This is a genomic window from Pseudomonas sp. sp1636, from assembly GCF_030376615.1.
In the GTDB taxonomy this organism is placed as follows: domain Bacteria; phylum Pseudomonadota; class Gammaproteobacteria; order Pseudomonadales; family Pseudomonadaceae; genus Aquipseudomonas.
In genome coordinates, this window is the sequence record NZ_JARRAB010000024.1 from 39113 (window position 1) to 64184 (window position 25072).

Genomic DNA, 25072 nt, shown 5'->3' on the forward strand with positions numbered 1-25072 from the left:
CATTTTACTCATCCTTGAGGGCGAAATTAGGGGCTGCACTATTAGAGGCCAGTGCGGCCAGTGCCACTGATGCCCTGATGCCGACGACATGCTGTCCGCGTCATCATCGGCGCTAGGCCTGCTCCGATCATAGTTCCTAGTAGCCATCGTCCAGCCACTAATGCTTGACCAACAACGCCTGCTTTTGGCCGACTCCTGCCTGTCGACAATGGCAGCAGCCGGCTAAAAGGGAACACAGAGAATAAATCTGTCCCTTGTCTGGTTGGTGTTCAATTAGTCGGCAATCAAACCGCGCGTTCTCCACCGCGCACGGACGAAGTCCTCGAAGACATAGTTGCCCTGCAGCGGCAGACCATCTGCGTGATCACAGACAATGATCTGCGGCTTAACGCCGGTTTCCTTGAATGTCGTGTCGCAGAATGTGGCCAGAGTAGTGAACATCTTCGATACAGCGTCTACGTCTTCATCGACCGTCTTGGTGGTCTTCCGATCCCCGCGTAGCTCATCGGCCTTGAAGGCTTCAGAATTGTCGGTGGAGGGGAAGTAGACTTGCGTCGGCTGATCCAAGAAAAGGATCGGCGGCACCTTGCACTTGGGATGCGCGGCGAACTGGTAATGCAGTGCCATGAACAGCGTCAGGTGTGAGTACAGCCAGTTTGCACCGCTGCCCATGGAGCGCAGAAATACCTTTTTTACATGTCCCCCAGCAATGGGCTTTTCATGCCAGAGATCGAAGGTATCGACATCAAACTTCAGAGAGCCATTTTTGTAGGTCTCTTCGAAGTCGAACTGCTTGCCGAACGCCTTCATTTTCTGGTTAATGTCGTTCCCCAGCGCCCAAAGCTTCGACTCGACGTCGAACTGGGCCATCTGCAGATCGTACTTTGCAACCTCCTTTTCCCAGAAGTCGACCATCCCCTTGGCTTCTGACGGTGGGTTCGCAATCCGCTTCTCAATGGCGAGCTCTAACTTGATCTTGGTCTTCTGAGCAGCACCATCCAAGGATTTCGACTTCTCAAGCCGGTCAGCTTCTTGATCAAGCGGCTTCAGTGCCTGCTCGACCAGTGCCAATTCCTTGCGAAGTTTTTTGAGTTCCGCATCGACTGCCCGGCGCTCCTCCCCAAAACCTTCGCGCGCATAGGTGGACACTTTGAGCTCGTCATTCAGCCAGTGAATCGCAGCCGACAACTTGTTCGCCTCATCCTCAGCCACATCCGACTGCGACGCACAAACGGGGCAGACCGCATGTTCAAGGTTGGCGGCCTTAGGGATTGGTAGCGCGGTTACCGAGTTGGCAAAACCTGTAGCCTGCTCAGTAGAGACTTTCAGCAGATAGCGGGTATTGAGCGCTTTTTGAATGCTGGCCATCAATTCAGCTTTGCGGTCGCGCAGTTCGTTACGTCGAGTTTCAAATGCATTGGACAGGCCATCCACTCTGACTGAAACGCCAGTGAGACGCTCCAGTGCTGGTTTAGGCTTCGTCCAGATTTCCTCAGCCGTGAGCTCCGTCAACGGCAGACCGGCCAAAGCCTCATACTCTTTTAGCAGGGTGTCGAACTCGGTGATGTAATCACCCTTGATCTTGTCCTGCTTCGGGATCTGGGCCTTGGCACGCTTGAGTTCGTACATGGCCTCGGTGCGCAGCTTCGCAAGGTCGAAGTAGTCCTCACCAACGATGTCCATGAAGATCTTGAAGTGATCGATGGCCTGATCGCGTTTGCGCTTTTCTTCGAAGCGGTAAAAGACCGCATGCCGGTTAGCCACCAGGTTCTGATGCTGCAGCATGAAAGACGGGAAACTACGAACAGAGGGCGTTGCACTCCATTTGCCAGTCATTTCCTGCTGCAGAGGATCGGTGTCGATGTTCTCCAGGGTGACACCGAAATACCGGCCCAGGCTCTTCAGAAAATCGGCCTTTGGCTGAAAGAAATTCGAGGCAAAGAAGGTGTCCACGTCCTCAATCATAGGAAGCACGTTGTCTACCGCTGGCCCGGAAATCTCCCGCAGAAAGCACCGGTTGCTAGCCGCTGCCCGCCCTACGACAACGGCCATGGTCGCAAAGCGAAGCACGGTGAAGAAGTACTTGGCCCGATCCGTGATGATGCCCTCAGGGATCGTGTCCTCCGAGCTTCCCAGACAGTAATCGAAGATATCAAGGATGGCGCTCTTACCCTTCGAGGACTTACCGGTGATGATGTTGAGACCTGGAGCCAGAGGTACGTGGTGAACGTCATTATCCTTGTCCACAACACCGAGGTAGCTTACGTAACACTTCATAGCGATTTCAGTCCCAACATCCTGTAGATAGAAACAACGTTCTCACCAGAAAGCACCATGGCCAGCTTCTGGCTGTACTTCAGCAACGATTTGTCCGAGTTGATGGATTGCGGCTTCTTGAGTGATCGCACCGACAGCTCGGGTGTGATCTCCAAACTGTTCTCAGCAGTCAGAATCAGCATGGCAGCGTTGGTGATGGGCTTAAACTCCTCCACGCGCATCGCCAGGCCGATAAGCCTCTCAGCATTTGAAGCCATGGTTCGGATCGAGCTGTCACGCCGAGCCCTGTTCAAGAAGGCATGCATAGGTTTGTAGGTGACGATGGGAAGGATCAGATAGCTGAGCAAAATATCCTTCTCAACCGGCTCCCAGTGCTGGTAGAAACTCTGAATGACAGGTGCCAGCGCAAAGGGCGTTCTGTGCAGGGTGTACAGGTGGTCAGAGACTTGCGTGGTCATCACCAGAGCCTCCAGTGAAACTCGTCATCCTCATCCTCAGGTTGTTCTCCTGCAAGCATGTGATAAATGCCATTACGGAACTCGGGCATCGTGTGTTCCAAGCCGCAAAACGAATCGGCGGGTAATCCGTTGCGCATAAGGAAGAACTTCATGGATCTAGTGCTTAGCTCGCTCGAGCAGGTGACTCCAACACAATCCACCATGGCTAGCTCACGCCCATACTGGTGTTGAGTCAGATGATTGCTGAGGTAGAGATCCACCATAGGCTTGAACAGCACACCGTCGGTGTATAGATCGGAGATCGTGGTCTGGGCGACTACCCTGTGCAGCGCCGCCCTCTTCAACTGCTGTTCGCCGCCGATTTCCAGAATTTTCTGCGCAAATCGCATGGGCCGAATTTCTTCAATGTCGATGCTCTTCTTGAGCGCCGCCATGTCCACCGAAGGAAAGGTTTTCGGGTGTTTCATGTACCGGTGTGTTAGCTCTGACAATTTGTCAGTAAAGGCTTGGTACGTGATCTGCCATCCATTGACCACAAGATCCGGGCTGCACATGAATCCCAACAACTCGTGGATGAAGGTCTGGTATTTAGAGGGTCGGATCGGCTTGAGGTGGCGGGTCTCATAGCCCTTCAGGCGCTGCTCCAGTGATTCAGCACCTGTCGTGATCTGCATCCGCTCCAATACTTCCATCAGTGCATCCCGGCGCTTAGGATCCATCACGTACTGTTGAAGCTTCTGAGATTTCGAGGGCTTGGCGGCCCCCTCCTCTAACTCCGGCTCGTTCGATACTTGATGGCCGGCGGTGGCCTGCGAGCCCGCAACGATACGCTCCATGATCGACAGCCGTTCTGCTGCAGAGGCCGCGTTCCATCCCTTGAGCAAGGTTTGCGCACCGAAATCCTGCGTCGTCAGCAGCACCAGGGTCTTGAAGGATGTGCGATCAAAATTCTCATGGAGCCAGTTTTTAAGGGTGTTCCAAAAATTGGCGTGACTGTCGGTGAGGTTGTCAGAGTAAAGCTTGACCTCGGTCTGGGTTTTGCCGGGAACAGTGACATCCCCCATGACTTCAAGCCACAGAGATTCATCGGGCGCTAGGTCGTAGCAGTACTCTACGGCGACGAGCAGCTGATACTGGAGCGCCTTGAATAGCAGAGTTGCGTCGAACGGCAGGGGAGCGGCGCCGGGTAGTGTCGTATTCAAGGATTGCGTCGTATCCATACATATTCCAATGGTGGGAATGCTTCCACGACCAACGACTCGCTAGCAGGCCGAGCATGCGCATCGCCTCGTGATACGTCAGCAAATCAACGCCGGGCACCACCCGGCGTTGGCGAAGAGCACATATCGATATTCCACTACTGTTTATAAATACAGTAATAAATATTCGATATATGCTAGCAGCACTCGCATTCTGTAGTCGCGAAAAGCCATTACTCCTATCCCAAGGAGGATTAGACCTTAGCCTTCCAATGCAGCCAGCTGAGGCAGCGGCGCACCACTGACAGCTTGCGATAGAAATTGTCGGCATCGGCCAGCCAACCTAATCGTTCACCAAGCGCATCCTTTTCCTCAACTACAGTGCGAGACTCCGGTGGCTCCGTCATCCGAGATCCGACCATGCCCCGTTGTGCCACAGTCAGGGCCGCGGTGACGCTCGATCTCCGGGCGGTGGCGACGAAAATACCCACCGTTCAAAAACGGTGCCGGCAGAGTATGAAGCAATACGCTCCCAGCCCGGCGTTGAACACCTGCCAGGTGTTGACCTCTAGCCCTAACTGCTGCAGAACCGAAATCGGTAGTGCCAGCAGGCAAGCGGCAGCGAAAAGAACAGGACAGACAATGATGCCCAGCAAGGCGCTTTTGGTAGAAGGAAAAGCGCCCCACTGGCTGAACATGCGTTGCAGTCGAATCAACATGACTTGTTTTTCTCGCCCCCAACCCAATGTTGAGCAAGCAATGGCACTTTGCCTTAGCTAATCAATGAGGATTAAAACGAATGGCTTGGTATCGCGACATCGAAAACGTTCAAAGAACTGGCGATAAGTACAAAGAGAAATACACTAAAATTTGGAAGCCTGGCCAAAATCCCGATTTCCCCGGCATCTACAAGTGTCAAGTCTGCACCTTTGAGGACGTCATCAATCGGGAGTGCTCTTCGCTGCCTCCATGCAGCAACTGCAAGCCCGGATCTATGACATGGAAACTCTTGGTGCGTGCGATGGATGCCGGTGAGTAGAATCCAGCAAGCATGTAGCTAGGGAGTGGCTACCTGAAGGTAACCCCTACCCCGACAGCGGCCGACAGCTCGGCTGGCTATTTCGAAAGATCTTTAGTCCATGAGCCGCCAGTTTCTGTAGAGCTCCAACGTGATGAGGCACTCCGTTCTAGGCTATGGCGCAAGGCATCAGGGCCCAGGAGAAGCAGGGTCTTGTGCTGATTCTCAGCACTGGGTTTCTGGCCTTGCGTCCAGTACGACCAGCAATTGAAGTAAGGCTTTTCCCTGTCCTCGACGATGTCCGGACGCAAGCGCACGATGTCCGCAGGCTTCGGATGGGCCTTTTCCGTGGCTTGGGTGGGAATGGCATCGTTCAGCTGGGCGAGGAACTCTTTGGGAATCAGGCGGTGCCCACTTGAGCCATCCTCCTTGAGAACCTCCAAGAGATCACCGTACATATCGCCTAGATAATCCCGAATCCTATAGCCTGCCAGGACATCGAATCGGAAGAACCCTCGGGCCTTGCCTCGGGCCGTAAGCGTGAGCACGAAAGGCGTGTCCCGCGTTGAGAACAGGCAATCGAAGCTCGCCGCACCTGTTCTCACCAAAAACTGCTGCATGTCGCTACCGATAGCAATCATGCTGCGGTGAAGTTGCCTCAGCGAGGTCATTTCCATCTGATGAACTCTCCTTAATCAGGGGCTCATGATGATGGAGGGAAAATAGTAAAAGGGGGGCAGATTTATTTGCTGGGATCGCTGGCTGCTTCTGGCCGTGAGCTGTCCTCTGACGTATGGGTATTGCCCATACGACACTCCTATCTCCTACGCGGGTAGTTAGTCGAGTAGGCATTGATTTTGGTCAATGGCACTTTGCCTGCTTACTATGATACCCATGTAATTCCGATCGACTAGCAGAAGGAAATGCAATATGTCCGGTTCAGGCGGTAGCTATCTGGGTCCAGATACCCCCAGCGATTCTTGTGCAACCCTTCGGTTCGACACTCAGCTTGCATCGCCGAAAGCTCAGGTGATTGCAGGGCTGCAGGTCGGTGATGTTCTCGACATTGCCTTTGGGCAAGGTGGCAACCAGGTCGTGGTTGCGTTGTGGAATGGCGTTGAGGCGGGTGGGATAGTCGATCCGCACCTGAACCAACTGCGTAACTGCATGAATCAGGGCGAACAGTTTCAGGCTCGTGTTCTGAGCATCACTGGCGGGCAGGTACGCGTTCGGGTTTACCACGTCTAATTGCGAGCAAGGAGAGCTCCATGATCACTATCGTAGGAGGCGTCTATCGTGAGCGTTGTATGCGCCCGGGTTGGGACGACATCTATGGCTCAGCAGGACGCGCAGCAGCGGCGATAGCTCGGTTTGGTGGGCACGTCGAATTGCATTCCAGCGTGGATAGCTCGACCCAGCTTGTTATGGATGCACGCGCAGCTGCGGAGGGCTTCAAGTTCAATGCTGTACCTGCTCAGGCGGGGGTGACCTTCGAGTACATTCATGGCCTGGCCAACCCAGATATTCGACGCGGTACCCATGCCAGATCGACATTGAAGGTCAGCGGAGAGAAGGTGCTTCGGTTCGGCATGATCGATGGAACTGCGGTAGTGAATGCCGATTTCGCGGTGTTCGATCCTCAGAACGCCGATGAGCCTGAATCCTTCCGTGCTAATGGGTCCTCAGCCAAACACCTGGCACTCGTCCTGAATCGCCACGAAGCAAACCTGCTTCTCCCTGGCTCCAGTGGACTGACTATCCAGCAGATCGCAGTGGCATTGGCCCAGCAGGAAGGCGCAGAAGTAGTCGTCATCAAAATGGGCCCGCTGGGTGCTCTTGTGTACGACAACGGTAAGATCTCCACGGTGCCGGCCTACCGTACCGAGCGCGTATGGAAGATCGGCTCCGGTGACACCTTCGCTGCTCACTTTGCACTGGGGTGGTTGGATAACGGCCTGTCGGCTCAGGATGCCGCCTCGATTGCGTCCATCGCTACCGCCTTCTACTGCGAAACCCAGGGCTTCCCCGACAAGGCTTTGCTGGCTGCATTCAATCCGAAGGCATTGCAGCCCTCTCAGCGATACCGCGATGGCTACGTACCGAAGGTCTATCTTGCTGGCCCGTTCTTCACGCTCGCAGAGCTGTGGATGGTCGGGCAGGCTCGCCGGGATCTAAAGGCTATGGGGCTGAGTGTCTTCTCTCCTTATCACGATGTCGGCCTGGGTTCCGCTGAAGATGTGGTTGAGAAAGACCTGGAAGGTGTCCGCGACTGCGATGTGCTTTTCGCGATTGGTGACGGCCTCGACTCGGGTACTATTTTCGAGATTGGTTACGCTCGAGCGTTGAACAAGCCTGTCGTTTTCTATGCGGAAAATGAGTCCGCCCAGGATAAGAAAATGATGGAGGGCTCCGACTGCGTCATCACTGATGACTACGTCAGCGCTATCTATCAGATGACCTGGGAGGCTGTGGAGCTATGAAGACAGGGTTGTTGTTGTCCGGAGGCATGGACTCCTTGACGCTTGCCTGGTGGAAACGGCCAGACATTGCATTCACCCTCAACTATGGCCAGTTGGCGGCTCAGGCTGAGATCGAGGCTTCACGCACGATCTGCCACGAGCTGAATATTCCTCACCATGTGATCGAGATCGACTGCCGACAACTGGGATCGGGGGACATGGCCGGAACGCAAGCCGACACTCTGGCTCCAGCTTCGGACTGGTGGCCATACCGAAACCAGATGCTGGTCACGCTAGGGGCAATGAAGGCGATTTCGTTTGGCGTAACACACCTATGGCTCGGAACTGTGAAGTCGGATGGCTTTCACAAAGATGGTTCGCCGGAGTTCATGGCTGCGATCAGCCATCTGCTCTCCCTACAGGAGGGCGGTATGGTGGTGGAGGCTCCTGCAATTGAGCTTTCAACGGCTGAACTCGTGCGTCAATCGGGCATTCCAGCTGGGCTCTTGGCCTGGGCACACAGCTGCCATAAATCCCACTTGGCATGCGGAAACTGCCGCGGCTGCAACAAGTACATGGAGGTCTTCCTAGAGGTCGGCTATGACCTGGATCGACCTGGCTGATCCTCTGCCCAGGAGTGCTCCTGAGCGTTACACCCCGATCGAGTGGGCGCTGGGCGAGACCTGCTCACTTCCATCTACCTCGGGTATGCCTGATCGGCCGTTCAGCGAGGTCATAGACGCGCGCGCGTCGCATCGCGAGTTCGGTTTTGTCGATGATCAGCAGCTCGGTGCTTTTTTCTGGCTGGCTTGCAGAACGCGAGGCGTGGGTGCTTCGGAACTTGGTTTCGATCTGGAGCATCGAGCTGCACCGTCCGCAGGTGCGATTCACCCGATCCATGTTGTCGTTAAGCGACCTGGCGATGACCGTTGGTGGTTGTACGTGCCCAGGAGTCACCGGCTCGCAGAGATCAAGCATGCGCCTGCCAAGCTCGCAGGCCTGTTCGATCTCAGCCTGCAGGTTCTGGCAGGTGATCAGGCAATCCGTTTCCTATTCCTGGCCGAGCCTGGTAAGACCCTGGGCAAGTACCAGAATGGCTGCAGCCTGATCTGGCGGGATGCAGGTGCACTGCTTGGAGTGATGGCTCTGGCGGCTACAGCTCAGGGGCTCAACTTCTGCCCGCTAGGTATCACGGGAGAGCCTTGGGCCAGTGGTTTAGCCGATCAGGGCAAGCTGGTCGGGGTTGGTCTTGCGCTTCTTGGTTCGGCCGCGAACAGCTGAGTCGGGATTATGGTGACCCATCCCCATGATGCTATGCACCGTGGAGGGGGACGACATCATTTCTAGCCACATCAGCGCATCAAGCTCGGAGGCTCTGACGCCTAGCCCTTTGCTGAATCGGATGAACTGCTCCTCGAGCTCCAGGTAGTTGCGCTCGACCGTTAGGTTGTCCTCGAAGAACTTACCCAAGAGGCCTGCCCGCAGGATATGGATATCCAAGATGGCCACGTCGTCGGCGTCCAGCCAGTTACGGGCAACCCATGACGCGGTCTTGTAACCGATGCCGGGGATATCCAGCAGCCAGTCACGAAGTTCCTTTCCCGAGGAAAGAGGCGGCCGTTCAGCAGAAAGCTTCTGAAGCGCGGCGCTGAGATAGCGCGCCTTCTGCTTGGCGAACCGGTAGCGGACTTGGCGCCCGTCAACTGCGATGGGCTCCTGCAGCCACTCAAGCAGGACTTCTTCTGCTGGGGGCTTCTCGCCGAAAGCACCACGCTCTCTTAGGTGATGGAAGGCAGCGATGCCGACGTTGGCAGGAATGCCATGGCCACCCAGCAGACAGGCACCGACTTCCTCTTTCAGCGTGGCGCCGAGCTTGTAGTTGATTCGGTTGCCGGTGAGCCGGCGGGCATAAACCTGATACGCCCAATAGGCCGGCGTCGGGAATGCTTCCATAGCACCCCAAGGGACGCCTGGAAGAACCTCTGCCTCTGCTTGGGGGAGCTCGACATTGAAGACCACCTGGTCCATGAAAATAGCGCCAAGTTGCATTAGGCGGCCTCCTCGTCGTTGCCGTAGAGCTCTTGCATCCACTTCAGTAATTCGTGCCGCTCGATGGGATCCAAGCTCTCGATACGAGTGCGAAGTCTGGTTTGGCGGCGCTGAATGGTCTGGCGATCCCGGAAGGTCTCGCCCAGGTATCGGGTGTCGTGCAGTCGACTAGGGGGTGAGAAGTTCATCCACACCACTTCCTCGCGCATCTCTACGTGGGTTTTTGCTGGAAAACTCACTTTCCGCCACCCGACCAACTCTTGGTTGTAGAGATCACAGTCATAGCCCGACAGCATCACATTGCAAGGTAGTTCGACCAAGCAACGCAGTAGGCGGATGTGGTCAGCTTCGGTGTAGTCGCAGCGGTAGACCTTCTCGCGCCGGCGCGTTTCGGGAACGTAGGGCGGATCCACATACACTAGCTCCTCACCTTCGAATGCATAGCCTTCGAGAAAGGACACCGCGTCGACCTGATGGAGCTCGCAGGTTCCGGGGAGCTTAGACTGCCAAAGCTCGATGACCTTGGCGTCGAGATCTAAGCCGATGTTCCGCTGCGCAGCTTTCTTGTTGCGCATGACGGCACCACCACCAAGGTGGGACTCAATGTATGTCTGATGCGGTGGCATCAGGTTGATCAAGCGCTGGTAGCACTTGCCTTTTCCGCCTGGGTATCTCATGCAGTCAGCATCGTCAGAAGTGACGATGATGTCAATGCTTAACGGCCGAACGGGCGATTAGCGTATGCACTATCCGTTGCCGCATAAATGGGTGCCGGGCTGACCTGCGCAAGGCTTATTCCCCGTACGCTTACCTTATCCGCGCGAAAGGATTCGTCCGAGGGGAGCATTGATTGCGTCGAATGAGTTGATGACACCATCCAGGACAAAGTCGAGTGCCCGTCCGTATCCCTGGTGCAGGCTCGCGGTATCGAATCCTTGATCCTGCAGTTTCTGAAGGGACTCCCCCACGGAATTGTGGGCGTCAGCAATCCGAAGATCGTTGGCAACGAAGAGCATTGCCAATCCAGCGTTCCTGTCATCCCAATGTTCTGGCACTTGATTGCTCCTGAATGCGTCCACTGCCTCCTCATCAGCATCCAAGCGTTGGAGGATGTTCAGCAGCGTCTGTAGCAATTTCAAGCTTGCTCGATTAGCAATTTGGGGTCTGGGAACACCGGTCGCTTGCAGGATCTGCTTGAGGAAACCGTTAGGCAGTTTTTGCCACAGCTCATGGATGGACTTGCACCGAGCCAGGAACGCCTGCTGCGTCATCGCTATTGGCGAAACCTGAGCGAGCTTTCCAAGCTGAGGGTAATGCAACCAGCCATTGTGTTTTACTTCGCTGCGCGTGAATCCAATCAAGTCTTCAGCAGACTTCTCTATGCCCAAGGCACCCGCAAGCTTGGACAGATTTTCACCCAAGGCCAGCAGTTGAACCAATAGCCTGTCCACCTTCGAGACGATGTGCTCTTCGCCCAGATCGTGCTGAGCGACGATCGTGGAATCTAGCGCATGAGTATGGGCATGCAGAATTTCTCGGTCCGGCTTTCCCTTGTATAGCTCGCGCAATTGCACCTTGATCAGGTTGCGTCCAACGCGCTCGCAGCCCGAGAACGTCCACTGTCCCAGGTAGGAAGGGTTGCAATGCCAGAAACCGTGTAGGTTGACCGGTGTGGTGGCGTAGAAGCTGTTCTGCTCGTATCGCTCAAGAAATCTGTCGTCGAGATAGATGCTGGCTTCATTGAAAATGTCGTTGGCGCGAGCGCGCGTGACAGCGCCCTGAACACCGGGCCAATGGAGGCCTTCGGCGCTCTGTTCCGGAGATAGCTCGCAGGAAACTGCCTCAACAGTCGCCCACACCTGGAGAAGCAAGCCATCACCGTCCACACGAAGATCACCCTCAAGCCATCCCCCCAGCCCCCCAAGCTCGACTAACGTGCGTCCGTTCATCCATGCGCGTAACTCCGGTGAGTCCTGAAGCATCGTCTTGTAGTAAAACTGGCGGACACCGCGTCCGCCTCGTAACCACAGGTACTTACGCAAGTACTCATTGGACATGAACCATTGGATTTTGCGTGACGCGGTAAAGTGATACTGGGCTGAAATCTCACCCTCCGCGACGCCAAACTCAGGCAACCCAAGATCATCGTAGACCAGGCGCTGCTGTTCATTACCGAAGCAACGTGGGGTGAGTCCCAGCGCCATCCATACCTTTTCTGCCAGGTGATAGGTGTAGAACGATCCATTCCCCCAGGACGCGACGATATAGTCATGTCCACTCACGCTGGGCAAAAAGCCCCTGTCGCTACCCTTGTCACGCAATACTGGGGTCGAATGAGCAACCTGACCGTGGTCACTGTGGAGAATGGGAATTGCTTTTTGACCGTCGTCGGGAACGACAGCCATCAGCATGAACACGGACTCGCATTTCGGTCCGTAGGGGTCGTCTTCCGTGAAACAACTGACTTCCACCCTAAGCGCGGGATCGGTACCGATTGGTTGTAGCAACAGACGCAAACGCTCTGGAAGCAGATTGGCTGGAATGGGAAATGCTGCGAGGTAATCAATCATCTGAACGCGTCCTTGCCTCATCAAGACCAACCCATCATCGGCGCTTCGTGAAGCGAGTACCGATGATGGGTTGGCTGTTTTCTATTTGTTTGAACTCGGGAACCTAGAAATGGTACTTCTCAGAGCGCCTCTTAAATGCCTCCTCCGATCCTTCCATGATATCGAGGATGGCGTCAGCAATTTGCTTGAGATCCGTGCCGCCTTGAGCCAAGACGCGTCCCTTCCCACCTTCTGACATCAGCGCGTAAACAAATTCACTATCCGCGTTGACTGGTAGGTTGGCGTTGTGGGTTGCCAGAATGAGCTGACGCTGAGTTTTGGACTGCCTCAGCAGCGGTACCAGATCCTTGTAGATGAAGCTGGTGTCGACCTCGTCTTCCGGTTGGTCGATGACTATCGGGCCGTCCCCGCGAACCAGCAACAGGTTAAGAATTGCAGTGTTGCGCTGCCCCTCGGACAGCTGGTTGCCCTCAATGCTGCCAATGAGGGTGTGATCCTGTCGATAGAGTTCAATGTCGATCAGATCTGGCACTCGTGATACACGCAACGTGCGCCACTTATCCTGAACGGATGCCAGGTAGGGAGGAAGCTCTGTGCTGAATTGCTGCAGGATGCTCGGCAATCTATTGATGTCCCGCATCACCCAAGCTATGTGTTCCCATGGGTTGGGCTGAGGAGAGGGATCGTTCAGGAAGTTACTGAACAAGTGCTCGCCGATCTCGTCCCATGCTTTCCCGAGTCTTGATCGGCGATCCGGCTCCAGTGCACCCCAGAGCAACATGAATGCTGGTTTGTTAGCCATGGGGGTGATAATGACGCAAATGGTTTTATTAGTTTTCTCCGTGATTTCCAATGCGGTCTGCCGGCGTAATCTGCACTGCTCTTCCCAGATATCGGAAAGCCGGCTCAGCGAATGCTCCAACTCTTCAGGGGTCTTCTCCAGCGCCTTCCACTGCAGCTCTTTGTCTTCCAAGCTTCGTTGCTTGGTTTGTCTGACTCGATCTAGATCCTGGAGTCGGCTGACATCGCTAGGCTGAATACCTTTTGCTGTGCAGGCCGATATGAAGTTGGAGTGAGCAGCGTCCAGATCCGCTGATATCGCGTGCCACTGCTGGTTCTCGGAGAACAGGTTGGCGAAATCGTTACGCATCTCGGCGAGCAGCGCATTCAGTCGCTGCTGATAGATCGCCCGGCGCGTAGCAACCTTGGCAGTCTGCTCGGTAAACCAACCCGAATGTGGCCAGGACTCTGCAACTGCTACTGGGGAGTCTGCCGTGGGGGTAAGACTACCCAGTGTTTTATCAACTGCGTTGACATCTTTTTCGAAGCCATCGCTCATACTCTGGAAGTAGCGCTTGGCGTGGATCGCGCGTTGGTAGGCTGTCGCCTCACCCTGGACGTCCTTGCGTGCTTGCCACTGTCGATCAATCTCGACGAGTTCTTGCTTGAGGCCGTTGAGCTCGTCCTCGATAGCGCCCATCTGATCCTGTGCAGCGAACAGTCTTTTGATGTCCGCAACAACTGTGCGCTCCTCGCCTTGAAGCTTTTCCAGTTCAGCTGCACATATCTCGTCGATTAGTCCGAGCAACTGATATTGCCCACCTGGGGCGGTGAGCTCACTCAATTGTTGCTGGCTATAGAACTGAATCGGCAGATGGCGCAGATAAGCCGAAAGATCGTGCGCAGTTCCCTCTATCAGCGACAGCTCATCGCTGGGTGAGTAGCGCAGCACGTCGACCTGTCCTGGAATGCCTTCCCACTCGACCAGAATCTCTGTGTCGGGAGTGAAGGTCTGTTTTGCCCGCTGAGCTTTGACCTTCGCCTTCTCGGAAAAGGCGCCCGTCTCATCTCGAGCAAACATAATGCGCAAGAGTTCGAGGATGGTCGACTTCCCGGTACCGCGGGCGCCGATTAGTGTATTGAGATTGGGTGAAAAAACGACTTTTTGGTCTTCTAGGTACTTAAGACCTTTCACCGTAATCGACACGATCCTCGGGAAAGTCTCGCGTTCGCTGGGACTCATCTTCTCCAGGCTGATCCTCGAGCCGGAGTCGAGGAAGGCCTGCTTGAGGGCAGCGATAGATGGACGCGAGCATTTGACCCAGGTGTGGCGGTAGCCCAAAGAGTTGGGCTTCGGGTTGTCGTGCTCATCCACTTTCAGCGACTTTGCATCCGAGGATTGAACGTAGGCAGGCTGCTTGCCAGGGCGAGCCCAGTCTCTATTCTTGCCTGTCAAAATGTCAGAAATCTTCTGCCCCAGCGGGTACTGAGTAACCTCTACTGCCAACAGACCCGGTAGTTGGTAATCCGGTCGATTGCTGGGGCGCTGAAGCAGGCCGTCTTCTTGGTCGGCGTGGGCCGCAATCACGATGCCGTTATTGTCGTCTTGCACGATCTTCAGCAGCTTCGCCAAGCTGATCGGAGAGTCATCTCGTCTAAGGGGGGTCGGCAAGCCTCTTTCAAATCGTTGCGATTCTGGAAGGCCCAGCTGAATGAGCACCTTGTTCACCCGCTCGAGCTCACTGGACTTCTTGGCAGGTTCGAACAGGCAAAGCACGTGATAGCCGATATCAACTTCAAAGCCCGGCAAAATGTGGATCATCTCGCGACCCAGCTCGGCAGCGATCGACTTGTTCTGCTCAATCAGATGAGTCAGGAACCAATCTCTCGGATCAGTTTGGCCAGAAAAGTTGTGGTCTGTGATGCCTACTATCTGCAGCTCAAGTTCATGGCACCTTTTGAGAAAAGCCTGGGCCTTACTGCTTATTTCACTCTCGTCGAAGACACCTTCAGCCTTTGTTCTGCGGGGGTTACCTAGTCGCAGGTCGGTGTCGCTCCAGTGCTTGCTGTCTTCAGGTGTCTGAACCTGAAAGTCAGCTTTGAACCATCTCATTCCTTGGTACTGGTCCATCGCAGATCTCTAGAGTGGCTGGTGGTAGAAATAGGTAGCCTAAAGGCCGATCAGGGCAGTCCGCAATATGGGATCAGCAATCCGCTTGTCCAGTACTGCTGATGTAGTCTTCTCGATTCCTGGGCCTATTTCTCCCAGCATGCAAATGCCTGCCTACACTTCTTTCTAGCAGAGCAGATTGCAGCCCCATACGCTCAGGGAGGGCAATGCTTGGAATGTCGGCACCTGTGAACTGAGGTCGCCGGGTTAATCGTGAAGGAGATCATGTGGCACGCATTCGCCAACTAAGTATCAACAACTTCCGCGCCATTCGAGAGCTCGATTGGAATCCAGCGCCTGGTATCAATTGTCTGATTGGCCCAGGCGATAGCGGGAAATCCAGCATCCTCGATGCGATTGACCTCTGTCTTGGAGCGCGAAGAAGCATTTCGTTCGGCGACATGGACTTCCATGCCATGAACGTTGATATCCCCATCACCATCAGTGTGACTCTGGGCAACCTCTCTCCATCGCTGATGGACATCGACGTCTATGGCGATTTCCTGCGCGGTTTCAATCCGGCCACGGGGGTTCTCGAGGATGAGCCCGGTGTGGGGCTGGAAACCGTTATCACGCTGCGCCTGCAAGTCGGTGCCGATCTGGAGCCATCATGGACGCTTTACTCATACCGCGCTGCGCAGCAGCAGCTCGAGCGCTCTCTGCCATGGAAAGAGCGTACGGCCTTAGCACCGGCACGCATTGGTGGTTTTACGAACTCGAACCTGTCTTGGAGCCGCGGATCAGTACTTAACCGTCTAACTGATGAGAGAGTAGAGCTAGGCGCCGAGCTTGCTCGCGCTGCCAGGCAGGCAAGAGAGAACTTTGGTAATCAAGCCACTCAGCATCTAACTGATACCTTGGGCGTTGTTCAACGCACTGCACAACAGCTCGGAATACCAGTAGGAGCGATGCCGAAGGCGCTTCTTGATGCTCACTCTGTATCCATTGGCGAGGGCGCCATTGCGTTGCATAACGAGGCGGGCATTCCACTTCGCTCTCTAGGTACCGGCTCTTCACGTCTATTAGTAGCGGGACTCCAGCGGGCTGCAGCCACAGTCGCGCCTGTTGCTCTGGTCGATGAGGTTGAGCATGGTCTTGAGCCGCATAGGCTGATGCGTTTCCTCGATTCGCTTGGTGCCAAGGACGCAACAGTGCCGTTGCAGGTTTTCATGACGACACACTCTCCTGTTGCTCTACGCGAGCTGTCGGGCAGTCAATTGTTTGTTGTCCGGGCCCACGCCGGACGCCACTATGCGCTACCGGCAGGGAGCTCTGACGAAGTGCAAAGCACTCTGCGGGCTGACCCAGAGGTGTTTCTTGCCAAATCAGTCATCGTCTGTGAGGGGGCCAGCGAAGTTGGTTTCGTCCGAGGGCTAGACCAGATGTGGACCACCCTTGGCGCGACTTCATTCCTCGCCCATGGCGGTAGTTACGCGAATGCTGGCGGGGGTAGCCCGGATAACAGCCTTAAGCGTGGAACTGCGCTTCGTAAGCTTGGTTATCGTGTGCTGGTTTTTGTGGATGCGGACAAGCCAGCGGCTGAGGGGGTTATGGAGGCGTTCTTGGCTGTGGGGGGTGAGATCCTAACCTGGCGAGAGGGTCTAACCCTGGAGGATGAGATCTTCCGTTCCCTCAGTGAAACCGCACTCGACGCACTTCTGGTAAAAGCAGAAGAGGTCGTTGGTGCTGATCTGATGGATGAAAACATCCGAACCAGATCCAACGGGCAGGCGACGCTTGCAAGCATCCGGGCAGCCAGGCTCGTTTCAGGGTATCCGCGGGCCACGCGAGAGTTACTAGGCTCCGCCTCCCGCATCCGCAATAAAGGGTGGTTCAAGTCGCTGACCACCTACCAGGAGATGGCGAAAAATATCATTGGCCCGGATTTGGCCAACGCTGACCCTGATTTCAGAGCCAAAGTGGATCAGCTATGGATCTTCACAAGTGCCCCCTGAAATCGACCTCCTAACCATCGAGCGAGGATCGGTAACCGCCCCGGCAGGTTGTGGGAAGACTCAGCTGATAGCGGACACCCTCGTCGCACATACGCAGGATAAGCCCGTCCTCATCCTGACTCATACGAATGCAGGCGTTGCGGCTCTCCGTGCCCGCCTTAAGCGCGCCGGCGTTCAAAATACCGCGTACCGGGTATCCACCATCGATGGCTTCTCGATGCGCCTGATCAGCAAATTCCCCGCGCGTAGCAGGCACAACCCACAGATCCTTCAACTCAACAATCCCAGGGCGGACTATCCTGCAATTCGAGAAGCCGCCCGGCAGCTCTTGAACTCAGGTCATCTCGCACAACCAATCCGGGCTACCTACGCGAGGTTGCTGGTGGATGAGTACCAAGACTGCAATCTTCCTCAGCATGGAATCGTGACTGGGTTAGCCCAGCTGCTGCCTACCTGCGTTCTCGGCGACCCGATGCAGGCGATCTTCGGCTTCACAGACCCGTTAGTAAATTGGGCGGCAGATGTGCTGGCCCAGTTCCCGGTGGCCGGCGAATTGAGGACGCCCTGGCGTTGGCGCTTGGCTGGTACTGAGGATCTGGGGCAGTGGCTGCTCGCAATGCGATTGCAACTCCAAGCTGGGCTGCCGGTGGATCTCCGTACAGGTCCTCCACAGGTGCGATGGGTCGAGCTTTTTGCTGGAACCGAAGACGAGCAGCGTCGACAAGCGGCTAGAGCGGTTGCTCCGAACGCTAATGGTACCGTTCTCGTTATCGGGGATTCGATAAACGTAGCTGGCCGACTCCAGCTTACTAGCCAAACACCTGGTGCCATGGCTGTAGAGGCTGTTGATCTTCGTGATCTGGTCAGCTTCGCCAGACAATTTGATCTTCGTTCAGCAGATCCTTTGTCGCAGCTGATTGGGTTCGCTTCGAATGTGATGACAGGGGTAGGAGCGGCCAACCTGCAAGCTAGAGTTGCTAGCCTTCGAGCAGGTCGAGCCAGAACAGCTCCAACCCCAGCTGAAGCTGAGTGCGTTGCCTTTGCCGCGGGGCCAACGATGGGCTTGGCGCTACGAGTACTAAGCGCGCTTGCTGATCAGCCTGGCGCTCGTGTGTATCGAACAGAAATTTTGCACTGTTGCCGTTCTGCTATGCAGGCCGCAATGAACGGTACAACCGACTTCGTGACTGCGGCCATTGAGGCCCGTGAGCGCAACCGGCATCAAGGTCGCCCGCTGGGCCGACGAGCTGTAGGCAGTACGCTGTTACTTAAGGGGCTTGAGGCGGATGTTTCCGTGATTCTGCAGCCGGAGAGGATGTCAGCCCAGAATCTCTACGTCGCCCTTACTCGCGGTGCAAGGCAGATTGTTGTGTGTTCCCCAACGCCGATTCTCGCTCCAGTTTGACAGTTGCTGCGATACCACTGCAGCAAGATAAGGTTTGGTTGCGAGTGGATACCATGACCGCTCCATGCTTGCAGACCACGGATCTCAGTACATCCAGGATGTCTTTGGTAACAGCTAGGCGATTGCTCGAGAGGCGGGAACCCGAAATAAAAAGGGCTCCGAAAAGAGCCCTGATTAGCAGCTAGGTAGCTTACTACTGGAGCCAGCTGTTGACGGTGTCTGCACCATACTGCTGCTTCCACGCTTTCAGCGTTTTGTGATTGCCGCCCTTGGTTTCGATGACCTCACCAGTGTTTGGGTTCTTGAATGTCTTGGTCTGACGCTCACGTCGAGTGCCGCGCGTTGCGGGCTGCGTACTGGTGGACGACTGGGGGTCGAGTAGCGCGATTATGCCGCGCAAGCCGATGTTGTAATCAGCCATAAGTGCTCTGAGTTTCTCTTCAAACTCGATTTCCTTCTGAAGCGCCTTGTCGTTTTTGAGCGATTCGAGTTGCTTCAGCTGGGCCGCGAGCTCGGCCTCCAGTGCTTTGAGTTCAGCGATCTTGGACATATACACCCCGGTTTGTCTGGTTCAACGAGTTTACCTCGATATGAGCATCGGGAAATCTCCGGCGCTGCAGGTGGAACGCCAGAGCGGTGCCTGCAGACCAACCAGATTTGTTATCAGATGGCTGAGTAGCGACGACCCTTCAGCCAAGCCACTACCCACACGAACGACCCGATGTGGAACGCGATAATCAGCGGCTCTACCGCCTCGGTAGGGCCCATCATGGCGATTGCGACGATGCTGACGTTCACCAGAGCCAGTCGGTTAAGGAATCGCCGGAGAGGTTGTTTCATTCACGTAGCCTCGGATACTGAGAAGTGGATCATCAGGCTAAGCTTGCAATTTATGGATTTGGGCTGAGTTCGTACCCAAAACTGGACCAGACTCCGACGCGTTGATATAGCCCGGGCTGGCTATCTCGGCTTCGGCTTTGGGACTGCAAGCTTGATTGAGAGGGGCGAGTGGTTCCGGAGTGGCCACGCAGCGTCCAGTGAACCACCGATCTGGTTACTTAGTGATCAATTATCTATCGAGAGATAATTGCACATAATTCAAGTATTTCGCGGCCTGCAGAGGGGTTAGCACACATTTATCGACCGTGTGCCTAGCCTAAGGTCTGCCTCCGGTCCTGTCCCGAATCTACTGCTCCTAACTGAAACGATGAGCTTGATGCTTTCGGGCCAAACCATGTCTCCTCACCGGTCTGGACACTCCAAGGCGTTTGTGAAGGCCAGTAACGAGCGTGGGATCACGTCCTGAGGAGCAGCCATACCTCAATTCCATGTGTTCCTATGACGAGTAGAGCAGCTGGATGCACCTGGTCTGGTCCACGGCACGTCAGATCGGTTCCCGCGCTAGTGCTTTCTATTAGTTATTTAGTTAAAAAGCTAAGTTGGGATTGGGGTGAATCCTGCGAATTTTAGGGTAATAGTTTTTGTTTCTTTAGTGAGCGTAATAGCGAACGGGTTCTTGGGTATTGGTTGGGTTTTTGAAGACAGACAAAAAGTGAAGGAACCAATGTATAAACGATATACGTTATGTTGCCTTCCTTCGGGCGTTCAGAAAGTATTTGCGCTAAGGCATTGAGAACTTTTTTCTCTAGCTCTATGTCTCTTTCAGTCCAATTTATCTTTGAGTGATTTCCAGTTCGACCGGTAGGTAGTTCAGAGTTCTTATTAGTTAACCAGGCCTTATCGTTGCGATAGAGCCAGGCATATAGTTTAGGGTCCTGAGCGCGAATGGTACTGGTGCTTGAATTTGGGCTGCTATTTGAAAGTGCTGTCCATTTTTTTCGATGCTCAAGCAAATTCATCTTTAACTTGGCGGCGGTCCAAGAGTCCTTTATCTGTGGTTCGGCTCTTAGCAATTTGTTGACGGTAGAAATGGTAATGCGGAATTTAGTGCAAATTGTATTCTTCGACGTTCCCTTACTGAGCAGCTTTAATATTTGAGCTCTGATGGTTGGCTTGAGAGTTTTGGGTCTGAGCTGCTTAGGTTGCTTGGTTTCGGTCCGCTTCGGTTTTGGTTGGTCCTTGGAGAGCGGTTGTGTCGCATCCGGCAGGCTTCGCTCCTGAATTTCAGTGAGGCGATCATAAGCGTCTACGAACGCATTCACTGTTCCAAACAGCCACGTGATCATTACCAAATGCTTGAGCGGGTGGCTGTTACCACGTGGAGGCCGCATGAGCTGCTGAATGTAGGTTGATGCCTTCTGCTCCGTGGTTGGTAGGGAGGTAAGCGGATGGAAGGGTTGTAGCAGCGAGGAGTGCTGAGCAAATGAGGCTGCAGCTTGTTGCGAGGCGTACCCCAGGTCGGCTATGGCGTTGCGATAGACCGATCGGACATGTAGAAGATTAAAGGTTTTGATGGTCCCAAGTGAGGCGAGGTCAAGGGTGGCATCAGCTAGCTGTTTCACGGCCGTCAGCGTGAGGGAATTGAGGTCTTTAGCTGGTCGGGGGATCAGCGCTGCCTGATCTGGCAGCGCCAATTGGAATCGGCCTGCCCATCTCCGATTAAGAGTGCTTTCCTGAAGCCATATCTTGTGAATGGGGCAGATTAGAACGCCTGGAAACTGGTGAGAAAGATGCCAGTACGCAACGCCATGGCGGCTAATGTCCATCTTTATACAACCGCTACAGGCTTTTAAGGGGTGCTCCGCTCCAAAGCGCCCTGTAATAAGACCCAGTCTATATTTAATCGAACCTGGACTATTTCCCTTCAGCATCTGCATTGCTGTCTGAATGCGTGAATGGGATTGGAAAGGCATGAAAAGCGGGAATATTGTGCGCCTGAAGATTATTGAGTTAGCATCACCCCATACCGCACGGATATTGGAGTGAAGCGTGTCCAGGCTGTGTGGAAAATCATGTTTAGTAGATTGACTGCGTGAATTGAATAGCATGTGAAGGGTGGTTGTAGGGTTGAGGTTTCCCCAAGCTGCGTGTTGGCGGCTGAAGATGCTGAAGAAAGTTTCATCTTTAAGCCACTTCAAGATTATTTCTGGTCGTTCGGGGGACGAGTAAATGGCGCAGGTAGACATATATCAATCACGTGAGATGAGGTGATTGATATTAGTAGGTCTACGCAGGCCGGAAAGACCCAAGCGAGATAAAGCCGGAGATGCAAATAGCGATTGGTTTTAGAGCGTGGCCGGCATGCAAGAAATTGTCGGCATTAATGGCTGTATGCAACGTTCGGATATAGCTTTGAATAATACAGGTTGTAGGTTTGCTGCGCCCTATTTCGAGTGCTTAGTTAGCCCAGCTTTTTCTATTGTCAGCCCCGATTTTATAGCTGTACCATGGCCAGCTTAGTCATGACGAAGTAGATACGACGTAGTGGCATCCCTTGCTTAGGGGAACTAGGTATTGCGCCGTACAGGCATAAGTAAGTCTGGCAATCGGAAGGGAAGAGAAAAATGACACCTAGCTAGATATAGGGGGCTAAGAGTCAGATAGACAAAGGCCCAAGTGCTACCTTGGGCCTCCGTGGGAAAGTCAGATTTGGTCCCTGACGAATTCCATTGTCTATCCGCTTCGTGCGGGGCGTCAAGCCCTGTACGGCTCCGTTCATCCTCAAAAAAGTTTTTATCGTGAGCAGCGAGGTGAAGTGTGCCCGCTTGCTTGAGAGGGATGATTTGTCTCTGCGCAGGCTCATTTCGAAAGTGACGGCTTGTAGAGCGACGAATGCAATGGAAGTTCTGAGATGAATAATCTTCAGCAAAAATACGATGACATGGTAAGCAGGCAAGGGAGCTTTAAGTGGGGGGATATCTACACCCCCTGCACCTTGGCTGTACCAAAGGAGGCCCCCAAAGGCTCCCGTATAAGCAGACTGAATAGTCGGTCGCTCGGCCGAACGATACATGCGCTTTCGACGCCTGAGCGTGTATTTGTACAGTTCGCACTTTACAACCCCGCACTTATTGATATCCATGAACAGAAGATGCTGTCCCCTGTACCGACAGTTCATCCTCTGCGTGGACACCCGTTGGCGACGGAGTCATTTCCCCCACCGTTATCAGGAACCTTGGCGGTAGCAAAAGCTATCGGACTTGAGCACCACACCATTGTCTATGAGTATCCAAATGGAGAGCGGAAGAGGAAGCCATTCCCATATCAGGGAGATCTCCTGCTGTACCTCATAGATAAATCAGGCAGTCCAATCGCAGTAAATTGGTCCGTAAAGGATACCAAAGAAGCATTTTCAGAACGGCGAAGCAAAAAGGCTAAAACGCCTGCTCAGCAGAAAAAAGATCGGGACTACGCAAATATGCGAGCTCTGCTTGAGTCGGAATACTATGCAAGTGGAGGTATACGGACGCAACAAGTATCTCTCGATATGCTGGACACAGCAGTAATTGCAAATCTAGATCTGTTATTTGGCATGCATGGCCTTCAATCAACACATGATCCGCAGCTTATGGATGACTTTAGCGCTGCGGTGCAATGTGCTTATGTCGAAGGAGTGCCTGTAGCGCAAACTGCTATTACATATGGTTCACGTTGGGGCTGCCGAGATCAATTTATAGCAAGAATTTACCAAGATATTTGGGTTCGTAAGCTTGCTGTTGATATGTACAAGCCAATTCTTATAGATCACCCGCTTAACTATGAGGAGAAGGATCTTCTAGTTACCTTTGGAGGTCTTTTTGAGGGCTTCAGCGGATGATGATCGGGGCAAGAATAATTGCACTTGAAGGTTTTCAGTGCTTGGCTAAAGGTGTCGTTTATCACTTTCTTCATAGTGATTCAGATTCAAATCGAGTGAAGCTTGTTCATTTTAATTATGCATCTGCCGATATAACGGTCGATCTCTTGATGCTCCCTCAGAATATATTTGAGGAGGCCTTGGAGAATAAAGCGTTAGTGGAGGATGGTCGTGATGACTACCCGCCATGGCTGAAGAATATCCAGGGATATTCAATTTCATTTTTGGAGGATCGACGTTCCTCTACCAAGGAAAACTATAATCAAAAAGTCGACCGTAGGTTCATGGCGATCTCTGAGCTTGTAGGTAAGTATCGAGAAATATTGAGTAGTGATAACCCCGGCGCAATCATAAACAGACATGCTAAATCTCAGCGACCGCAACAAAATGCAATTCGACTGAGACTTTGGTTTTATAGCTATATTGTATTTGGATTCAATAAGTGGGCACTAATGCCATTGCTCCATCGCATTGGTGGCTGGAACCGTGAAGAAAATTCTAGTGCTAAGCATGGAAGACCTCACCGTAAAGGTCAGCGATATGGTTACAACTGCTCTCCTGTCATGAAGGAAAAAATTCTTAATGGGCTTCTAGCATATAAGGATACGGCTGGTACAAAGACAAAGCTATACAGTGACATTTTAGTTAAAAAATTTGGCTGCGAAATAAAGGTTGTGAAAGGTGTTAAAACCTTCGTTCAACCGAATGGTGAGCCGTTCCCATCTTTTGGCCAGATGAAGTATTGGGCCAAACAAATGATTGGGCCAAAGAATCTAGCGCTCGAGCTCAATGGGAAACACAAGGCAAGATCTCAATCAGGTTCTGCAGGAAGCTTTGCAGAACGTTTGTCGAATTTATGTCAGCGGGTTGAGTTTGATGGGTATTACATCTCTGAGAAGCTGTCAGGCATTACGGAAGGAAGCGCCGTAGATGGCTTTTGTGTGGTACGGGCCGTCTGCGGCCTATCTGGTGCTGTAGTGGGTATCGGCTTCGCAGAAGGTAGAGAAACCATGGAGGCCTACAAGATGGCACTGTTTTCCATGGCGCTTGATAAGGTGAAGTTTTGCGAGCTATTCGGACTTAACATTAGCTCTGAAGAGTGGCCCTGCTATGGGCTGGCTGGTGGAGTCATTTTCGACCGGGGGCCTGGCGCAACATATGGCAGTGAGCCCGAAATTAATTGGTTGGGAAGCATCGAGCTTACTCCAACATTCTCTGGGCAATCCAAAGCCACCGTTGAATCATCTCACCCAAGAGATAAAAAGAGCTTGGAACAGCCGACGTATTTTCATAGCAAATTGAATTTTGTGTTAATGGCAAAGCGAGAGATTTTACAGGTTCTAGCCGACAACCAATCTTCAGACGCGAGCGGTCGGATAACGGAAGAGATGATTATCAATAGGGTGAAGCCAACACCCCACGGCATTTGGAACTTTCTGGATAGTCGTGGTCGTAACAGCTCTATAGCAATGCCGTTCGATGAGGCAGTTAGGACTTTCTTGACGGAGCATCCAGTAACTATAAGAAAGGACGCCGTGTATTTTTATGGTCGAAAGTATAGGTCTGCGGCACTTATAGACACGCACGTATTCGATATGGTTGCGAGGTCTGGTTCTATTAAGACTACAGTGTTTGCCATCACTATGTGTGTGCGCCATATTTGGATAGAGCTAGATGGATTGCTTTATGAGTTGGATTTCATGAGCACTGCAGCAACCCCAGAAGGTACTGTCGACATCTCGCTATCTGTTCTAAAAGAGATTGATAAAATACGCCGCGAAGCTGCTACCGATCATCGCGATGAGATACCTGCTATTCAGCAGGAATATCGCGACCGCTTTAAAAAAGACACAGGTGTAGAATCGGATAGCGGTCAGCGCAAAAAAGGAAGACCAACCAAAGATAGTGCCGCTCGACGCGACATCGATGACTTCAATCGCTTCAGAGGTAAGGCGAAGTGAACGAAAGTATTGGTT

The 25072-nt window shown here is 53.5% G+C and carries 19 protein-coding genes; 8 read left to right on the top strand and 11 right to left on the bottom strand.

The window, feature by feature from the left end:
- Window positions 1-273: 273 nt before the first annotated feature.
- From P8H27_RS19190 to P8H27_RS19210, 5 genes are all read right to left on the bottom strand, one after another.
- On the bottom strand, window positions 274-2277 hold the full coding sequence (locus P8H27_RS19190; protein ID WP_289639330.1) for a DUF3732 domain-containing protein: 2004 nt from the start codon (window positions 2275-2277) through the stop codon (window positions 274-276).
- Entirely contained in the window at window positions 2274-2735 is a 462-nt protein-coding gene (locus P8H27_RS19195) for a three component ABC system middle component (protein ID WP_289639331.1), read from the bottom strand. Before P8H27_RS19195 ends, P8H27_RS19190 begins: the two co-directional genes overlap by 4 nt.
- Window positions 2735-3955, bottom strand: coding sequence for a hypothetical protein (locus tag P8H27_RS19200; protein ID WP_289639332.1), 1221 nt, complete (start codon window positions 3953-3955; stop codon window positions 2735-2737). Before P8H27_RS19200 ends, P8H27_RS19195 begins: the two co-directional genes overlap by 1 nt.
- Window positions 3956-4428: 473 nt before the next feature.
- Window positions 4429-4653 carry a hypothetical protein gene (locus P8H27_RS19205; protein ID WP_289639333.1) on the bottom strand — a complete coding sequence of 75 codons (225 nt, stop codon included), beginning with the start codon at window positions 4651-4653 and terminating at the stop codon, window positions 4429-4431.
- Window positions 4654-5050: 397 nt separating this feature from the next.
- A complete protein-coding gene (locus P8H27_RS19210) occupies window positions 5051-5629 on the bottom strand; it encodes a DUF6037 family protein (RefSeq protein WP_289639334.1) in 579 nt (192 codons plus the stop codon).
- A gap of 253 nt (window positions 5630-5882) precedes the next feature.
- Here P8H27_RS19210 and P8H27_RS19215 point away from each other — a divergent pair, with 253 nt between their 5' ends.
- From P8H27_RS19215 to P8H27_RS19230, 4 genes are read left to right on the top strand one after another with little or no spacing between them, the layout of a single operon-like run.
- Window positions 5883-6200 (top strand): hypothetical protein, encoded by a 318-nt coding sequence (locus P8H27_RS19215; protein WP_289639335.1) that lies wholly within the window; start codon window positions 5883-5885, stop codon window positions 6198-6200.
- Between the two features lie 20 nt (window positions 6201-6220).
- Window positions 6221-7432, top strand: a complete 1212-nt coding sequence (locus tag P8H27_RS19220; RefSeq protein ID WP_289639336.1) for a PfkB family carbohydrate kinase — start codon at window positions 6221-6223, stop codon at window positions 7430-7432.
- On the top strand, window positions 7429-8034 hold the full coding sequence (locus P8H27_RS19225; RefSeq protein ID WP_289639337.1) for a 7-cyano-7-deazaguanine synthase: 606 nt from the start codon (window positions 7429-7431) through the stop codon (window positions 8032-8034). The genes P8H27_RS19220 and P8H27_RS19225 overlap by 4 nt, the downstream gene beginning before the upstream one ends.
- A complete protein-coding gene (locus tag P8H27_RS19230) occupies window positions 8012-8692 on the top strand; it encodes a nitroreductase family protein (protein WP_289639338.1) in 681 nt (226 codons plus the stop codon). The genes P8H27_RS19225 and P8H27_RS19230 overlap by 23 nt, the downstream gene beginning before the upstream one ends.
- Here the strand turns inward: P8H27_RS19230 and P8H27_RS19235 are convergent.
- The 4 genes from P8H27_RS19235 to P8H27_RS19250 all read right to left on the bottom strand — a co-directional run bounded on the left by P8H27_RS19235 (window position 8627) and on the right by P8H27_RS19250 (window position 14941).
- Entirely contained in the window at window positions 8627-9460 is an 834-nt protein-coding gene (locus P8H27_RS19235; protein WP_206418952.1) for an 8-oxoguanine DNA glycosylase, read from the bottom strand. The genes P8H27_RS19230 and P8H27_RS19235 overlap by 66 nt on opposite strands.
- Window positions 9460-10137 (bottom strand): DNA adenine methylase, encoded by a 678-nt coding sequence (locus tag P8H27_RS19240; protein WP_289639339.1) that lies wholly within the window; start codon window positions 10135-10137, stop codon window positions 9460-9462. The genes P8H27_RS19235 and P8H27_RS19240 overlap by 1 nt, the downstream gene beginning before the upstream one ends.
- A gap of 135 nt (window positions 10138-10272) precedes the next feature.
- The gene (locus P8H27_RS19245; RefSeq protein ID WP_289639340.1) at window positions 10273-12030 is read right to left on the bottom strand and encodes a hypothetical protein; all 1758 of its coding nucleotides are present in this window, start codon (window positions 12028-12030) and stop codon (window positions 10273-10275) included.
- 103 nt (window positions 12031-12133) lie between these two features.
- Window positions 12134-14941: a TrlF family AAA-like ATPase gene (locus P8H27_RS19250; RefSeq protein WP_289639341.1), complete on the bottom strand. Its 2808-nt coding sequence runs from the start codon at window positions 14939-14941 to the stop codon at window positions 12134-12136.
- A gap of 266 nt (window positions 14942-15207) precedes the next feature.
- Here P8H27_RS19250 and P8H27_RS19255 point away from each other — a divergent pair, with 266 nt between their 5' ends.
- On the top strand, window positions 15208-16935 hold the full coding sequence (locus P8H27_RS19255; protein ID WP_289639342.1) for an ATP-dependent endonuclease: 1728 nt from the start codon (window positions 15208-15210) through the stop codon (window positions 16933-16935).
- Window positions 16925-18340 carry a UvrD-helicase domain-containing protein gene (locus P8H27_RS19260; RefSeq protein ID WP_289639343.1) on the top strand — a complete coding sequence of 472 codons (1416 nt, stop codon included), beginning with the start codon at window positions 16925-16927 and terminating at the stop codon, window positions 18338-18340. The genes P8H27_RS19255 and P8H27_RS19260 overlap by 11 nt, the downstream gene beginning before the upstream one ends.
- A gap of 193 nt (window positions 18341-18533) precedes the next feature.
- On the opposite strand, the gene P8H27_RS19265 is transcribed toward P8H27_RS19260, so the two are convergent.
- The gene (locus P8H27_RS19265) at window positions 18534-18890 is read right to left on the bottom strand and encodes a histone-like nucleoid-structuring protein, MvaT/MvaU family (protein WP_289639344.1); all 357 of its coding nucleotides are present in this window, start codon (window positions 18888-18890) and stop codon (window positions 18534-18536) included.
- Between the two features lie 916 nt (window positions 18891-19806).
- Entirely contained in the window at window positions 19807-21378 is a 1572-nt protein-coding gene (locus tag P8H27_RS19270; protein WP_289639345.1) for a TnsD family Tn7-like transposition protein, read from the bottom strand.
- A gap of 713 nt (window positions 21379-22091) precedes the next feature.
- Here P8H27_RS19270 and P8H27_RS19275 point away from each other — a divergent pair.
- Together P8H27_RS19275 and P8H27_RS19280 are read left to right on the top strand one after the other, a co-directional pair.
- The gene (locus P8H27_RS19275; RefSeq protein ID WP_289639346.1) at window positions 22092-23057 is read left to right on the top strand and encodes a hypothetical protein; all 966 of its coding nucleotides are present in this window, start codon (window positions 22092-22094) and stop codon (window positions 23055-23057) included.
- Window positions 23054-25057 carry a transposase gene (locus P8H27_RS19280; protein ID WP_289639347.1) on the top strand — a complete coding sequence of 668 codons (2004 nt, stop codon included), beginning with the start codon at window positions 23054-23056 and terminating at the stop codon, window positions 25055-25057. The genes P8H27_RS19275 and P8H27_RS19280 overlap by 4 nt, the downstream gene beginning before the upstream one ends.
- The last annotated feature ends 15 nt before the right edge of the window (window positions 25058-25072 follow it).

What these genes read in the sequence shown, in the direction of transcription:
- P8H27_RS19190 (WP_289639330.1), bottom strand. Translation starts at nt 2,277, where the DNA reads ATGAAGTGTTACGTAAGCTACCTCGGTGTTGTGGACAAGGATAATGAC.
- P8H27_RS19195 (WP_289639331.1), bottom strand. Translation starts at nt 2,735, where the DNA reads ATGACCACGCAAGTCTCTGACCACCTGTACACCCTGCACAGAACGCCC.
- P8H27_RS19200 (WP_289639332.1), bottom strand. Translation starts at nt 3,955, where the DNA reads ATGGATACGACGCAATCCTTGAATACGACACTACCCGGCGCCGCTCCC.
- P8H27_RS19205 (WP_289639333.1), bottom strand. Translation starts at nt 4,653, where the DNA reads ATGTTGATTCGACTGCAACGCATGTTCAGCCAGTGGGGCGCTTTTCCT.
- P8H27_RS19210 (WP_289639334.1), bottom strand. Translation starts at nt 5,629, where the DNA reads ATGGAAATGACCTCGCTGAGGCAACTTCACCGCAGCATGATTGCTATC.
- P8H27_RS19215 (WP_289639335.1), top strand. Translation starts at nt 5,883, where the DNA reads ATGTCCGGTTCAGGCGGTAGCTATCTGGGTCCAGATACCCCCAGCGAT.
- P8H27_RS19220 (WP_289639336.1), top strand. Translation starts at nt 6,221, where the DNA reads ATGATCACTATCGTAGGAGGCGTCTATCGTGAGCGTTGTATGCGCCCG.
- P8H27_RS19225 (WP_289639337.1), top strand. Translation starts at nt 7,429, where the DNA reads ATGAAGACAGGGTTGTTGTTGTCCGGAGGCATGGACTCCTTGACGCTT.
- P8H27_RS19230 (WP_289639338.1), top strand. Translation starts at nt 8,012, where the DNA reads ATGACCTGGATCGACCTGGCTGATCCTCTGCCCAGGAGTGCTCCTGAG.
- P8H27_RS19235 (WP_206418952.1), bottom strand. Translation starts at nt 9,460, where the DNA reads ATGCAACTTGGCGCTATTTTCATGGACCAGGTGGTCTTCAATGTCGAG.
- P8H27_RS19240 (WP_289639339.1), bottom strand. Translation starts at nt 10,137, where the DNA reads ATGAGATACCCAGGCGGAAAAGGCAAGTGCTACCAGCGCTTGATCAAC.
- P8H27_RS19245 (WP_289639340.1), bottom strand. Translation starts at nt 12,030, where the DNA reads ATGATTGATTACCTCGCAGCATTTCCCATTCCAGCCAATCTGCTTCCA.
- P8H27_RS19250 (WP_289639341.1), bottom strand. Translation starts at nt 14,941, where the DNA reads ATGGACCAGTACCAAGGAATGAGATGGTTCAAAGCTGACTTTCAGGTT.
- P8H27_RS19265 (WP_289639344.1), bottom strand. Translation starts at nt 18,890, where the DNA reads ATGTCCAAGATCGCTGAACTCAAAGCACTGGAGGCCGAGCTCGCGGCC.
- P8H27_RS19275 (WP_289639346.1), top strand. Translation starts at nt 22,092, where the DNA reads ATGAATAATCTTCAGCAAAAATACGATGACATGGTAAGCAGGCAAGGG.
- P8H27_RS19280 (WP_289639347.1), top strand. Translation starts at nt 23,054, where the DNA reads ATGATGATCGGGGCAAGAATAATTGCACTTGAAGGTTTTCAGTGCTTG.